Genomic DNA, 13994 nt, shown 5'->3' with positions numbered 1-13994 from the left:
ATGCAGACCCAGAATTCGCGCAACACCATCATCTTCTTCGTGTGCGCGGCCCTGATCATGGGCGTCTACTACTTCATGGTGATGCGCCCGCAGGCCGAGAGCCGCCGCCAGGCGCAGATCGTCGCCGCCGAGCAGCAGAAGGCGCGCGAGGCCTCGGCCGACGCCGGGCTGACGTCGTCGTCGGCCGCGCCGGGCGCCTTCATCAAGGACCGGGGCGAGGCCCTGGGCGCCGTCGCCCGCGTGCCGATCCAGACGCCGACGCTGAAGGGTTCGCTGTCGCTGCAGGGCGCGCGCATCGACGACCTGTACCTGACCCGCTATCGCGAGACGCTGGACAAGAATTCGCCGCCGGTCGAGCTGTTCCGCCCGCAGGGGATGGAGCACGCCTATTTCGCCCAGTTCGGCTGGAGCGGCCCCAACGTCCCCGGCGGCGTTCCCGGTCCCAACACCGTCTGGCGCCTGACCAAAGGCGAGACCCTGACGCCGACCACCCCGGTCGAGCTGACCTGGGACAACGGCGCGGGCCTGCGCTTCACTCGCCTCGTCTCGATCGACGAGCAGTATATGTTCACGGTCAAGGACACGGTGGCCAACCTGGGGACCCAGGCCATCGCCATCGCCCCCTACGGCCGTGTCGAGCGCCAGGGCGTTCCGGTTGATCTGGGCAAGCAGATGATCCTGCACGAGGGGGCCATCGGCGCCTTCGGTTCGGACGGCAAGTTCACCACCGAACAGGTGAAGTACAAGGACTGGGCCAAGAAGCCGCGCATCCAGAAGGAATCGGTCGGCGGCTGGCTGGGCGTCAGCGACAAATACTGGCTGGCGGCCCTGATCCCGACCCAGAACGAAGCCATCGAAGGCCGTTTCTCGGTGCGCGACGCGGACGGCATGAACATCCACGAAGCCGCCATGCTGGGCGCGACCCACACCATCCAGCCGGGCCGCCAGATCGAGGAGACCCAGCGTCTGTTCGCCGGCGCCAAGCGCGCCGAGGTGCTGAAGGGCTATGAGGAGTCGCTGGGCCTGCCGCGCTTCGTCTACGCCATCGACTGGGGCATGTTCTGGTTCCTGACGCGCCCGATTTTCACCGTGGTGGAGTTCTTCTACGGCGTGCTGGGCAACTTCGGCCTGGCCATCCTGGCCCTGACGGTCGTGGTCAAGCTGATCCTCTTCCCGCTGGCCAACAAGTCCTATGAGAGCTTGTCCAAGATGCGGACCCTCCAGCCCAAGATGGAGGAGATCAAGAAGAAGCACGGCTCCGACCCGCAGAAGCAGCAGCAGGAGATGATGGCCCTGTATCAGCGGGAGAAGATCAATCCGCTGGCGGGCTGTCTGCCGATGGTGGTGCAGATCCCGGTCTTCTACGCCCTGTACAAGGTGCTGTTCGTGACCATCGAAATGCGTCACGCCCCCTTCTTCGGCTGGATCCGCGACCTGTCGGCGCGCGACCCATCGACGGTGTGGAACCTGTTCGGCGCCGTGCCGTGGGACCCGGCCACCCTGCCGGTGCTGGGCGCCATCCTGAACGGCCCGCTGCACCTAGGCGTGCTGCCGTTGGTCTATGGCTTAACCATGTGGTTGCAGATGGCGATGAACCCGCCGGCGCAGGACCCGATGCAGCGTCAGATCTTCGCCCTGATGCCGATCGTCTTCACCTTCATCATGGCCCCGTTCGCGGCCGGCCTGCTGATCTACTGGGCCTGGAACAACGTCCTGTCGATCATCCAGCAATATGTGATCATGCATCGCTTCGGGGCCGAAAACCCGATCGACAGCTTCATCGCCCGTTTCAAGAAGGCCTGATCGTTTGGACGCTTCTGACGAGCACAAGGTCGGCGAATACGCCGACGCCGAGATCGAGGCGGCGCGCGTGCTGTTCGCGCGCCCCGCGACCTTCATCATGGGCTGCGCCAAGATCGAGCAGCTGCCGACGCCGGACCTGCCCGAGATCGCCTTCGCCGGTCGCTCGAACGTGGGCAAGTCCAGCCTGATCAACGGTCTGGTGGGCATGCACAAGCTGGCGCGCGCCTCGAACGAGCCGGGCCGCACGCGCGAGGTCAACTTCTTCGATCTGGACGGTCGGATGCGTCTGGTCGACCTGCCCGGCTACGGCTGGGCCAAGGCGTCGAAAACGACAGTGAAGAAGTTTCAGGACCTGGGTCGCGACTATCTGCGCGGCCGGGTGACGCTGAAGCGCGTCTATCTGCTGATCGACAGCCGCCACGGCCTGAAGAAGGTCGACGACGAGGCGCTGGACGCGCTGGACCTGTCCGCCGTCTCCTATCAGATCGTCTTGACCAAGGCCGACAAGCTGAAGGCGGGCGAGGCCGAGAAGGTGCAGGCGGCGACGCTGAAGGCCATCGCCAAACGCCCGGCCGCCTACCCCCACGTGGCCGTCACCTCGTCCGAGAAGGGCCTGGGTCTGCCTGAACTGCGCGCCGAGATCATGCGCACGACCGGCGTCGTTCTCGACTGACTCTCACGTTGGCGTGAACCGTTAAGCCGGACCGGCGTTGTCCCCTGGTTCTTAACGAGAGGGGAGCGCGTCATGCGTTCAGCGATCATCGGCGGCGTCGCCGTCGCCTGCCTGCTGGGTCTGTCGGCCTGCGGAAACAACAACAAGGCCGAAGGCCCAGCCGCTGAGGGGGCCGAGATCGCCTCGACGGCCCCGGCGACGCTCGACGCGCCCAAGCCCGGCCTGTGGCGCGTGTCCACCGCCATGGAAGGCATGCCCGGGGGCGCCTCGGTCCCGGCGCAGGACGTCTGCATCAAGGACGCCAAGCTGGAAGCGCCGGCCAGCGCCCAGCAGCCGGGTGCCGACTGTACGATCCAGCCTTTCGCGCGCCAGGGCGACGCCATGGTCGCTGCCTCGTCGTGCACCCTGCCGGGCAATATGAAGGCCGATTCCACCATCCGCGTGACCGGCGACTTCAACAGCCGCTACGTCACCGAGGTCACCACCAAGATGGACCCGGCGCCGACGCCGCAGATGGCACAGACCAAGGTCACCATGACGGCCGAGCGCATCGGCGACTGCCCCGCCGGTCAATAAGCGGCGCCAATAGACGACTGATCGTCACGGCCGGTATGGCGTCGCGCATGCGCGGCCCCATATCGGTCGGATGATCCCTCTGTCCATTCTCGACCTCGCCCCCGTGCCGGAAGGCTCCGACGTGGGCCAGGCGCTCGCCAACACCATCGATCTGGCCCGCCACGCCGAGAGGCTGGGCTACAACCGCTACTGGCTGGCTGAGCATCACAACATGCCGGGCATCGCCAGCGCGGCGACCTCGGTGGTGATCGGCGCAGTAGCGGCGGCGACGAAGACCATCCGCGTCGGCGCCGGCGGGGTCATGCTGCCCAACCACGCCCCACTGGTCATCGCTGAACAGTTCGGCACCCTGAACGCGCTGCACCCCGGCCGCATCGACCTGGGACTGGGTCGCGCGCCTGGCTCGGATCAGGCCACGGCGCGGGCCCTGCGCCGCACGCTTCAGGGCGACCACGACGCCTTCCCGCAGGACGTGATGGAACTGATGCAGTGGTTCGAGCCCGCCGCGCCGGATCAGCGCATCATCGCCAATCCGGGCGAGGGGCAGGACGTGCCGATCTGGATTCTGGGCTCTTCGACCTATGGCGCCCAACTGGCGGCGCATCTGGGGCTGCCCTACGCCTTCGCCAGCCATTTCGCGCCCGGCGAGATGATGCGGGCCATCGACATCTATCGCCGGACCTTCCGCCCGTCGCAGCACCTGGACAAGCCCTATGTCATGCTGGGCTACAACGCCTTCGTCGCCGAGACGGACGAGGCGGCGCGCCTGCTGTTCACCTCGGTCCAGCAGGCCTTCGTCAACCTGAGAACCGGCCGCCCCGGCAAGCTGCCGCCGCCGGTCGAGGGCTATTACGAGCGGCTGGACGGCGCGGCGCGCGGCATGATCGACGCGGCCCTGGCCTGCTCTGCGGTCGGCGCCCCGGCGACCGCCAGGGCCGCCCTCGACGCCTTCATCGCCCAAACCGAGGCGGATGAACTGATGCTCACCAGCCAGATCTGGGACCCGGCCGCACGGATACGCTCGCTGGAGTTGCTGGCCGAGGCGGCGGGGGCGGCGGTCTAACTGGATATGTCCTGAGCGTCGTCATCTTCGAGGCGCCGTGCGGCGGCGCCCAACTGAATCGCATCTGCCAGGTCCTGGGCGGTGAAGCCGGCCGCCTCAGCGAGTCTTTGTCTCAGCCCGCGACAGGCGGCCAGAACAGCGGCGGCCCTGCGCACCTCAGGCACAGGCGAATCGACGCCGAGGTCTGCGCTGGACGCAAAACGGCGACCTTCGCCTTCTGGAGCGGCCTGCACCATGGCCCAGCGCTGTTCCGGCGTCAGGGTCTCTTCGAGCTTTTCCCACGGCGCCTGACGGTCGGCGCGCTGGTAGTGGCCGATGTCTCCGGGCAGGCCGTGACGGACGTAGATTTCGAGCGCCGCCGCCTCGATGGCGTCGATTTCTGCGCCGAGAGCCAAGCGGCCGTCGGCTTCCCGTGAGCGCCCATCGTTCAGCCGCTGCGGTGAAGGCTCTCGCGATCGTCCGAAGCGGCTGAACAAGACTTGCTCCGTCAGCGGTTGAGCGTGCTGGTCACCGAGACGTCGTAGACGACGCGGGTCATGCTCTGCACGAACTCGAAGAATTTGCGCATCTCTGCGGCCCCGGCGCGCGGGGCGTAGATGACGTCGTCCGGCTGCATCTGGAAGTTGCTGGCGATGAAGAAGCCTTCAGCCTCGTTCAGATTCAGGCGATAGACGACCGGCACCCCGCGAGAGGTGGGAGCCTGCTGAATGCCCAGAGCCTGCGCCACTTCAGGCCGCTCGAAGCGGAAGATCAGCACCGACTGGGCGTTGGCCAGGTTGGAGTCCAGGCCGCCGACGCCGCTGAGCGCTTCGGCCAAGGTCAGTGGGCCGGACGGCAGTTCGCTGCGCGCCACGGCGTTGAAGGCGCCGAAAGAGCTGAAGCGGCGGGGCTTGTGGACCAGATTGACCTGGTCGCCGCGCTGCAGGCGCACATTCTCGTTAAACTCGGTCGTGACGATCGACAGCGGGGCCGTATAGACTTTGTCGTCGCGCTGGATCCGCACATCGATATCATACAGCGAGCGCGACGGTCCCCCGGCGGCGGCGATAACGTCCAGAAGCCTGTCATGGTTGGAGGACAGGGGCTGGCGGCCCGGGTTGCGGACATCGCCCAGCACGGTGACGGCGTTGGATGCGTTGGCTCCGATGGTGACGATCACCTGCGGATTGGCGACCTTGCCGATTAGGGCGCGGCGCACGGCGGCCGCAGCCTGCGACGGTGTCAGCCCCTGAACATTGACCTCGCCCGCGAAGGGGATAGGCACCGCGCCCGTGCGGCCTACCACCAGCGGGGGCAGCATCTGCGCGCCCGAGGTGGCGGTCGTGGTTCCCATGCCGCTGAACAGACCGCCGCCGGGTTCGTACACGCTGACGGCCAGGGTGTCGCCGATGCCGATGATGTCGGTCGGTGCGTCCGACGACGCCAGGGCCAAGCTCGAGAATGACGGCGGCGGCGCGGCCTTGAGACGTTCGCTCAGGGCGAAGTCCAGATCGATCAGGGCGTAGTCGCCGGCGCGTTCGGGCGAGGAGGCGCCCTGAACGACATTGCGCCCGGACGGCCCGTCGCGTGGCAGGGTGGAGCACCCGGCCAGAAGGGCGACGATGAGCAGGCTGGCGGCGGTTCTGGTCATGGGGCCTCTGTTCAATTTCATCAGATGCTTACCCTTCAGGCGGTCGCGCCGCCAGAGGAAGACAGCACCCGGTCCTGAACGACGTCGAAGTGGTGCTCCCAATCCGGCGCGCAATAGGGCGGGGCGACGGGCGGGTTGCGGGTCCAGTCCTCCAGCGCGCTCAGCCAGCCCAGCCCGTCCAGCGGGTCGATCAGGCGGGCGTGGGGCACCAGTTCGCGGTGCGCGGCGATGTCGGAGGCGATCAGAGGCACGCCCATGGCGCTGGCTTCGACGGCGGGCAGGTCGAAGCCCTCGACCGACGACGGCGCCACCATGGCGCGGGCGCCGCGCATCAGCGCCGACAGGGCGCAGTCAGGCAGGTTTTCCGCCTGATGCACCAGGCCGCGCAGATTGGGCGAGCGTTGCAGGTGATCCAGCACCGCCTCGTTTTCCCAGCCATAACGCCCGACCAGAACCAGGCGCGGCGTCTCGGCGCCCATCGTCTCCTGCAGCCGCCGCCAGACGGTCAGCAGGAAGGCCAGGTTCTTGCGGGCCTCGATCGTGCCGACGTGCAGGAAATAGGGGCGGGCGGCCGTGATGGCGGTGCGGCTGTCGAAGGTGCGTTCCAGCCCCAGGTGGGCGACGTCGATCGGCGGGGCGGCCAGGTTCGACCGGGCGGCGAAGCGGCTCAGTTCATCCGCTGTATAGTGGGAGTTGACGATGATGCGCGAGGCGTGGCGCAGCACATTCTCCATGCGCCGTTCATGCTTGGCCCCGTCGCCGGGACGGCAGAACTCGGGGTGCGTCACCGGGATCAGATCATGGACCATGATGATCCGTTCGATGCCGCCATGCGCCAAAGAGGTCAGGATGTCCGGCGTATTCAGACTGGTGTGGCCGACGTTGATATAGGCGCGCGCCGCAGGCGGGGCGGCGATGCGGCGCGACCGGAAATACTGTTTCCACACCCGCTTCGGCTTCTTGCGAAGCTGCGGGCTTTCCTCGGGGGCATGGCCGATGACCGAGGCGTCGTCCTCGGGCGAACTCAGGGCGTCGAACAGTTTACGGGCCTCGCCGTTGAGTTCGGACACCGCGCCGGGGCCGGTCCAGCGCATCCGAAGCTCGGTCAGGCGCTGGCGGAACCAGTCGTTGTCGACGCGCGCCAGTTGATCCTTGCGCGCCCGCACCGGCGTCATGCGATAGACGGGATGCTCGATCAGCCACTCGGCGTATGCCAGACAGACCCGGTCCACGCCGGTCGGCGCACTGCGTTCGGTCCGGCTGAGCAATCGACTGGCGTCGAAGAGCACGTCCTGCACCATCAGGAGACGTATCCTGCCTGCATCAGCTCGGCGATGTGGATGATGGCGACCGGGCGGCGCTCATCGACGACGAACAGATTACTGATCTTGTTGGCGCTCAACAGATCGACCACGTCGCTCATCCGGGCCTGCGGATCGACCGTGATCGGGCTGCGGCTCATGATGTCTTCGGCGTGCAGGGTCGTGATGTCGTTGGCGAAGGCGCGGCGCACGTCGCCGTCGGTGATCATGCCCGCCAGGGCGCCGTCCGGCGACAGCACGGCGACCGCGCCTTTGCGCCCCTCGGTGATGGCCGAAACGACGGTTCTGAAATCCGCGTCCAGAGGCACGCTGGCCGGGGCGGCGGCGTTGTCGCCCATCCATTCGCGCACGGTCTGCAGGCTCATGCCCAGCGAGCCCCCCGGATGGTGCAGGCCGAAATCCTCCCGCGTGAAGCCGCGCCGGTCCATCAGCACCATCGCCAGGGCGTCGCCCATCGCCAGCGACATCAGGGTCGAAGTCGTCGGCGCCAGGCCGTTGGGACAGGCCTCGGCCACCTTGGGCATGGTCAGGCAGACGTCGGAGTGGCGGCCCAGGAAGCTCTGCGGCCTCTGGGTGAGGCCGATCACCGGAATGTCGTTGCGCGCACAGAAGATGAGCGGATCGCGCAGCTCTCGGCTCTCGCCCGAGTTGGACAGGGCCAGAAGCGTGGTGTCCGGGCGCAGCATCCCCAGGTCGCCGTGGCTCATCTCGGCCGGGTGGACGAAGAAGGAGTTGGTGCCGGTCGAGGCCAGGGTGGCGGCGATCTTGCCGCCGATGTGTCCCGACTTGCCCATGCCCGTGACCACGACATAGCCCGGCCGTGACAGGATGACATCGGCCGCCCGCGCGATCGAGGAATCCAGCGACCGCTCCAGCGCCTCAAGCGCCTCTATGTTCAGGCGCACGACCTCGCGGGCGCGGTCTGACATGGCGGCGAGCTGTTCGGGAGTAGAAGGGGCGGAAATGGCGGTCATGACGGTTCCAGGCGCCGGGGCCGCTTCTGCGGCTCTTCGTACAGCAGCGGGAATTGCCCCAATAAGCTGCTTCGCACAATGGCGCGTTCGGAAAGCGCCGCTCAAAACTTTCCGATCCGCCCGTTTGAGAATCTTTTACAACCTTTGCGGTGTTGGGGCGTTGTGACGGTCTCACTAATGGGAAAGTCGAAACCTCAGCCTGATGTCCGATGCTCAGGGGGCCGTCCCCCCGCGCCTGCCTCACCCGCCCGTCTGCTTGCCGGGCCTCGCCCTGTTTCTTGACCTAGATGGCGTGCTTGCGCCCCTTGCGCCGACGCCGGACGCCGTGGGCCCTGACGTGCGCCGCACGGCGGTTCTGACGCGGCTGACGCAGGTCCTGCAGGGACGAACGGCTGTGGTCAGCGGTCGCACCCTGGCCGAGATCGATCGGATCAGCGACGGCGCCGCGCGCGCCGCTTCCGGCGTGCATGGGCTGGAGCGTCGGCGAGACGACGGCGCCTTGCTGCGGACGGCCCCCTCGCCCGCCATCGGGCAGGCCTTGCAGGCCTTCCATGCCTTCGCCGCTGACAGACCCGGCGTTCTGGTCGAGGACAAGGGATTGTCCGCTGGCCTCCATTTCCGTCAGGCTCCGACCGAGGGCGAGGCGGCGACGCGGCTGGCGACCGATCTGGCGGCGGCGACGGGCCTGACCCTGCAGCCCGGCTCAATGGTGCTGGAGCTTAAGACCCCCGGCGCGGACAAGGGCACGGCCGTCCGCGCCTTCATGCAGGAGCCGCCCTTCCTCGGCGCTGTCCCCGTCATGGTCGGCGACGATCTGACCGATGAGGCCGGGTTCGAGGCGGCGCAGGCGCTCGGCGGCTTTGGCGTTCTCGTCGGCGCGCCGCGCTCGACTGCCGCCCGCTATGGTCTGCCCGGCGTGTCCGCCGTTCTGGACTGGCTGGAAGCCGTCGCCGCCGACGTTCACAAGGAGGCTCGCCATGAAGCCTGACCTCGACCTCGCCCCCATCGGCAACTGCTCCGTCAGCGCCCTGATCGACCGGCGCGGCCGCATCGTCTGGGCCTGCGCCCCGCGCATCGACGACGACCCGGTCTTTTCCGCCCTGATGGACGGCGAGGAGCCCGAGCACGGCTTCTGGGCCGTCGAACTGGAGGGCCTCGCCACTGTCGAACAGGCCTATGTGCGCAACACGGCCGTGCTGCGCACCGTCCTGACGGCCGAGGACGGCGCCGCCGTCGAGATCATTGACTTCTGCCCTCGCCATCTGAAGCACTCGCGCATCTATCGGCCGATCGCCTTTGCGCGGGTGTTGCGGCCCCTGTCGGGATCGCCGCGCGTGACCGTGCGCCTGCGCCCCTCGGCCGACTGGGGCGCGCGGGCGGCCGAGCGGACCTCGGGCTCCAACCACGTCCGCTATCTGTGCAGCGACGTGACGCTGCGCCTGACCACCAACTGTCCCGTCAGCCATGTGCTGAACGAGCGCACCTTCCGTCTGGAAGAGGAGATGGCCTTCTTCCTCGGCCCGGACGAAGGCTATGACCAGTCGGTGCTGGCGGGCGTCAACGCGGCGCTGGACCTGACCATCGCCCACTGGAAGCACTGGACGCGCACGCTTTATCTGCCGCTGGACTGGCAGGAGGCGGTGATCCGCGCCGCCATCACCCTGAAGCTGTGCGTCTACGAGGAGACCGGCGCCATCGTCGCCGCCATGACGACGTCGGTGCCCGAATTTCCCGAGAGCGGGCGCAACTGGGACTATCGCTACTGCTGGATCCGCGACGCCTATTACACGGTGCGGGCGCTGAACCGCCTGGGCGCGGTGGATATCCTGGAGAACTACCTCGGCTATCTGCGCAATCTGGTCGACGCCTCGGCGGGCGGCCATGTGCAGCCGGTCTATGGCGTGGGGCTGGAGCCCGCCATCGTCGAGCGCATCGTCGACAGCGTCGAAGGCTATCGCGGCATGAAGCCCGTGCGCGTCGGCAATCAGGCGCATGAGCATCTTCAGCACGACGTCTATGGCCAGATCGTCCTGCCGCTGGTTCAGGCCTTCTTCGATCAGCGCCTGCTGCGTCCCGGCACGGTCGAGGATTTCCGCGCTTTGGAAAAGGTCGGCGACCGCGCCTTCGCCATGCACGATCAGGTCGACGCGGGCTTGTGGGAGTTCCGCACCATCGCCAGGGTGCACACCTATTCCTCGGTCATGTGCTGGGCGGCCTGCGACCGTCTGGCCCGCGCGGCGCTTCACCTGGGCCTGAACGATCGCTGTGAACTGTGGCGCGAGCGGGCGCGCATCATCCGCGAGCGCATCGAGGCCGAAGCCTACCTTCCCGACGAGGGCCGCTTCGCCGCCAGCTTCGGCGGAACCGAGCTGGACGCCGCCCTGCTGCAGATGACGGACCTGGGCTTCCTCGACGCCCGCGACCCGCGCCAGGTGAAGACCTTCGAGGCGATCGAGCGCGACCTGAAGCGCGGCCCCTATCTGTTCCGGTACATCCACCCGGACGATTTCGGCGAGCCCGAGACCGCCTTCAACTTCTGCACCTTCTGGTACATCGAGGCCCTGGCGCTGAACGGCCGGGTCGAGGAGGCGCGCGTCATCTTCGAGGAGATGCTCAGCCGCCGCACACACGCGGGCCTGCTCAGCGAGGATATTTCGATCCAGGACGGCGAACTGTGGGGCAACTACCCCCAGACCTATTCTCTGGTCGGGATCATCAACTGCGCCGTCCTGCTCAGTCGTTCATGGCAGGACGCGCGATGAGCCGCCTGATCGTCGTTTCGAACCGCGTCTCGGCGCCCAAGGACCCGGCGGCGGGCTCGGCGGGCGGTCTGGCCATGGCCTTGTCGGCGGCGCTGCGGAAATATGACGGCCTGTGGTTCGGCTGGTCCGGCGAGACGGTCGAGCATTTCACCGGCGAGCTCAACGTCGAGGATCGCGCCGGCGTCACGGTGGCCACCGTCGATCTGGAGCCTCAGGATGTCGATGAATATTACAACGGCTACGCCAACAAGACCCTATGGCCCCTGTTCCATCACCGCGTCGACCTGACGGCCTATGAGCGATCCTATGGCGAGGGTTATGAGCGCACCAACCGCCGTTTCGCCGAGGTGTTGCAGCCGTTGTTGCAGCCCGACGACGTCATCTGGATTCATGATTACCACATGATCCCGATGGCGCGGGATCTGCGCCGTCTGGGGGTGAAGAACCGCATCGGTTTCTTCCTGCACACGCCCTGGCCTGCGCGGCAATTGCTCGTCACCCTGCCGCATCACCGACGCCTGGTGAAATCCATGTTCCACTTCGACCTGCTGGGCTTCCAGACCCGCGAGTGGATGGAACTGTTCCAGCGCTATGTGGAGGTCGAGGCCAAGGGCGTGGTCGGGCCGGGCGGCCGTGTCGAAGCCTTCGACCGCAGCGTTCAGCTCGGCGTCTTTCCCATCGGCATCGATGTGGACGGCTTCCTGGCGGCGCGCGATTCCCTGCTGGGCCAGAAGACCTATGACCGTATCGCGGCCAGCGCGGCCTTCCGCTCCATGATCGTGGGGGTGGACCGGCTCGACTATTCCAAGGGGCTGGAACAGCGCCTGCTCGGATATGAGCAGTTCCTGGAAGACAATCCGTCGATGCGGGGCGACGTCTTCCTGCTGCAGGTGACGCCGATTTCGCGCGATGACGTGGATACCTATCAGGATATCCGCGCTCGGCTGGAAGCCCTGGCCGGGCGCATCAACGGGGCCTATGCCGACATGGACTGGCAGCCGATCCGCTACCTGAACCGGACCTTCCGGCGCGACCAGCTGGCGGGCATCTATCGCGCCGCCAGGGTCGGGCTGGTGACCCCGCTGCGCGACGGCATGAACCTGGTGGCCAAGGAATACGTCGCCGCCCAGGACCCTGACGACCCCGGCGTGCTGATCCTGTCCCGCTTCGCCGGCGCCGCCGAACAGATGGGCGAGGCCCTGCTGGTCAACCCCTTCAGCCGCGAAGAACTGTCCGACGCCATCCGCAAGGCTCTGACCATGCCTCTGGAAGAGCGTATCCGAAAGTGGAAGGCCCTGATGCAGGTCGTCCGCGACACGGACGTCGCCCACTGGCGCGATCAGTTCGTGCGCGCCCTGCTTGCAGAGAGCTAGCCCCGCGGCGCAACGCCTCATTTGCGCGGTGCGGCGAGGCCGGAATGCGGCGAATTCGTCTGACTGCAACCCTTCAAGCTGCGGACGCAGAGGGCTGGGCGTGGCAATTGAGAGTCCTGATCGTCTGGTCTTTAACCATCTGTGTCGGGATGTTGTGGAATTCATCGCCGACCCCGGTTATGACGCCGCAAGTAAGTTGTCGCAAAGTCCGCAGGTTCATCGCTCGTTCAGGTTCGTCCAGACAGTGAAGCCCTGTTGTCAGACACCGAGGCGGGGACGATTTTTTGTGTTGAAACGGCGCCACAGTCGCCACAATCAACGCTAGAAGAGGGAACTGCCGCACTGCAATGTCGTTCGGGTTTCGAGCGCCTTCGCGGGGTACGTGTCGGCTATCGGATTAACTAAGGAGTGTGAGGACACCATGAAGCTGAAACTTCTGGCCAGTGTCGCTGCAGCCGGGCTGTTTGCAGCCGGCGCAGCATCGGCTGAGCCCGATGGCTGGTACGGCGCGATCGACGCCGGCTACCACATCATCGACGACATCAATACGGAAGCTTCGGCGACCGGCCACAACTGGAACTGGGAAGTCAACGACGGCTGGGCGGCCTTTGCTCGCCTGGGCTACCGTTTCAACCCGAACTGGCGTGTTGAGCTCGAAGGCGGCTACCGCTCGGGCGACATCGGCCGCGTGCGCGCCGTCTCGGGTCCGCAGGGCCTGTGCAACCTGACGCCGGCCACCGGTCCGTGCCACTCGCCGGAAGGCGACATCACGTCGACCACCCTGATGGCCAACGTCATCTATGACTTCGGTTCGCCGGACTGGACCATCCGTCCGTTCGTCGGCCTGGGCGTTGGCGCCAACCGCGTCAACACCGACACCGTCGGCCGCCTGCGTCAGACGCCGGGCGTGGCCTTCGCCGCTGACGACAGCTCGACCAAGTTCGCCGCCCAGGCGATCGCCGGTCTGGCCTGGGCCGTCTCGGACCGCGCCAACATCGACCTGACGTACCGTTATCTGACGGGCGACATGGAGTTCGACACCAACACCTCGGGCACGGGCGCCATTCCGTTCGGTACCCTGGCGGGCGACTATGACCAGTCGCACACCGTGACGCTGGGCCTGCGCTATGCGTTCGGCGCCGAGCCGGTGGCCCCGCCGCCGCCGCCGCCCCCGCCGCCGCCGCCTCCGCCGCCTCCCCCGCCGCCCCCGCCGCCGCCTCCGCCGCCTCCGGCCAAGCCGGCTGCGCGTCAGTTCGTGGTCTACTTCGACTTCGACCGTTCGGACCTGACGGCGGAAGCCCGCTCGGTGGTGACGCAAGCCGCCAACTACGCCAAGTCGGGCGCTCCGACGCGCGTGCTGGTGGTCGGCCACACCGACACCTCGGGCAACGCGGCCTACAACATGGGCCTGTCCAACCGCCGTGCGCGCACCGTGGCTGACGCCCTAGTCGCTCAAGGCGTCAACGGCGGCGTGATCTCGCTGGACGGCAAGGGCGAGACCCAGCCGGCCAAGGCCACCGGCGACGGCGTGCGTGAGCCGCTGAACCGCCGCGCCACCGTCGACATCAACTTCTAAGGCTCAAGGGGGCCGGCTCATCCCGGCCCCCGCGACCGTAGAAGCGTCGATAAGAACCTTCCGCCGAGCTCAGGTTTCTGAGTTCGGCGGTTGTGTTTAGGCTTCAGACGGCGCGCGGCCTTATTGGCTTGTCCGCGCCGGTCTGAAGTTTAATAAGGCTCTGCCGCAAGAGAGATATCAGCGTTTGCTCGCGCCCTTCGATCCAGACCAGCCGGTCGCCGGCCTACAGGCTCCTGTCGACC

General features: G+C 67.1%; 12 protein-coding genes. 8 read left to right on the top strand and 4 right to left on the bottom strand.

What is annotated here, in order from left to right:
• From yidC to RSD66_RS14895, 4 genes are all read left to right on the top strand, one after another.
• Positions 1-1803, top strand: coding sequence for a membrane protein insertase YidC (gene yidC / locus RSD66_RS14910; protein WP_415288479.1), 1803 nt, complete (start codon positions 1-3; stop codon positions 1801-1803).
• A 4-nt stretch (positions 1804-1807) separates the two neighbouring features.
• Positions 1808-2476, top strand: a complete 669-nt coding sequence (gene yihA, locus RSD66_RS14905; protein WP_415288478.1) for a ribosome biogenesis GTP-binding protein YihA/YsxC — start codon at positions 1808-1810, stop codon at positions 2474-2476.
• Positions 2477-2548: 72 nt separating this feature from the next.
• A complete protein-coding gene (locus RSD66_RS14900) occupies positions 2549-3052 on the top strand; it encodes a DUF3617 domain-containing protein (protein ID WP_415288477.1) in 504 nt (167 codons plus the stop codon).
• A 70-nt stretch (positions 3053-3122) separates the two neighbouring features.
• The gene (locus RSD66_RS14895) at positions 3123-4115 is read left to right on the top strand and encodes an LLM class flavin-dependent oxidoreductase (protein WP_415288476.1); all 993 of its coding nucleotides are present in this window, start codon (positions 3123-3125) and stop codon (positions 4113-4115) included.
• Here the strand turns inward: RSD66_RS14895 and RSD66_RS14890 are convergent.
• From RSD66_RS14890 to RSD66_RS14875, 4 genes are all read right to left on the bottom strand, one after another.
• Positions 4112-4510 carry a hypothetical protein gene (locus RSD66_RS14890; protein ID WP_415288475.1) on the bottom strand — a complete coding sequence of 133 codons (399 nt, stop codon included), beginning with the start codon at positions 4508-4510 and terminating at the stop codon, positions 4112-4114. The two genes, RSD66_RS14895 and RSD66_RS14890, sit on opposite strands and share 4 nt — an antisense overlap.
• A 92-nt stretch (positions 4511-4602) precedes the next feature.
• The gene (locus RSD66_RS14885) at positions 4603-5745 is read right to left on the bottom strand and encodes a polysaccharide biosynthesis/export family protein (protein ID WP_415288474.1); all 1143 of its coding nucleotides are present in this window, start codon (positions 5743-5745) and stop codon (positions 4603-4605) included.
• A gap of 35 nt (positions 5746-5780) precedes the next feature.
• Positions 5781-7046: a glycosyltransferase family 4 protein gene (locus RSD66_RS14880; protein ID WP_415288473.1), complete on the bottom strand. Its 1266-nt coding sequence runs from the start codon at positions 7044-7046 to the stop codon at positions 5781-5783.
• Positions 7046-8041: a KpsF/GutQ family sugar-phosphate isomerase gene (locus RSD66_RS14875; RefSeq protein WP_415288472.1), complete on the bottom strand. Its 996-nt coding sequence runs from the start codon at positions 8039-8041 to the stop codon at positions 7046-7048. Before RSD66_RS14875 ends, RSD66_RS14880 begins: the two co-directional genes overlap by 1 nt.
• A 202-nt stretch (positions 8042-8243) precedes the next feature.
• Here RSD66_RS14875 and otsB point away from each other — a divergent pair, with 202 nt between their 5' ends.
• The 4 genes from otsB (at position 8244) to RSD66_RS14855 (ending at position 13752) form a co-directional block, all read left to right on the top strand.
• Positions 8244-9029, top strand: a complete 786-nt coding sequence (gene otsB / locus RSD66_RS14870) for a trehalose-phosphatase (RefSeq protein ID WP_024354904.1) — start codon at positions 8244-8246, stop codon at positions 9027-9029.
• A complete protein-coding gene (locus tag RSD66_RS14865; protein ID WP_415288471.1) occupies positions 9019-10803 on the top strand; it encodes a glycoside hydrolase family 15 protein in 1785 nt (594 codons plus the stop codon). Before otsB ends, RSD66_RS14865 begins: the two co-directional genes overlap by 11 nt.
• Complete coding sequence (locus RSD66_RS14860) at positions 10800-12176, top strand: alpha,alpha-trehalose-phosphate synthase (UDP-forming) (protein WP_024354902.1); 1377 nt, start codon at positions 10800-10802, stop codon at positions 12174-12176. Before RSD66_RS14865 ends, RSD66_RS14860 begins: the two co-directional genes overlap by 4 nt.
• 421 nt (positions 12177-12597) lie before the next feature.
• Entirely contained in the window at positions 12598-13752 is a 1155-nt protein-coding gene (locus RSD66_RS14855; RefSeq protein ID WP_024354901.1) for an OmpA family protein, read from the top strand.
• The last annotated feature ends 242 nt before the right edge of the window (positions 13753-13994 follow it).

It is taken from the genome of Brevundimonas sp. S1H14 (genome assembly GCF_047716865.1).
In the GTDB taxonomy this organism is placed as follows: Bacteria; Pseudomonadota; Alphaproteobacteria; order Caulobacterales; family Caulobacteraceae; genus Brevundimonas; species Brevundimonas naejangsanensis.
Note: the sequence above shows the minus strand (reverse complement) of the source record. Positions and strands in the feature narration are given on the sequence as shown.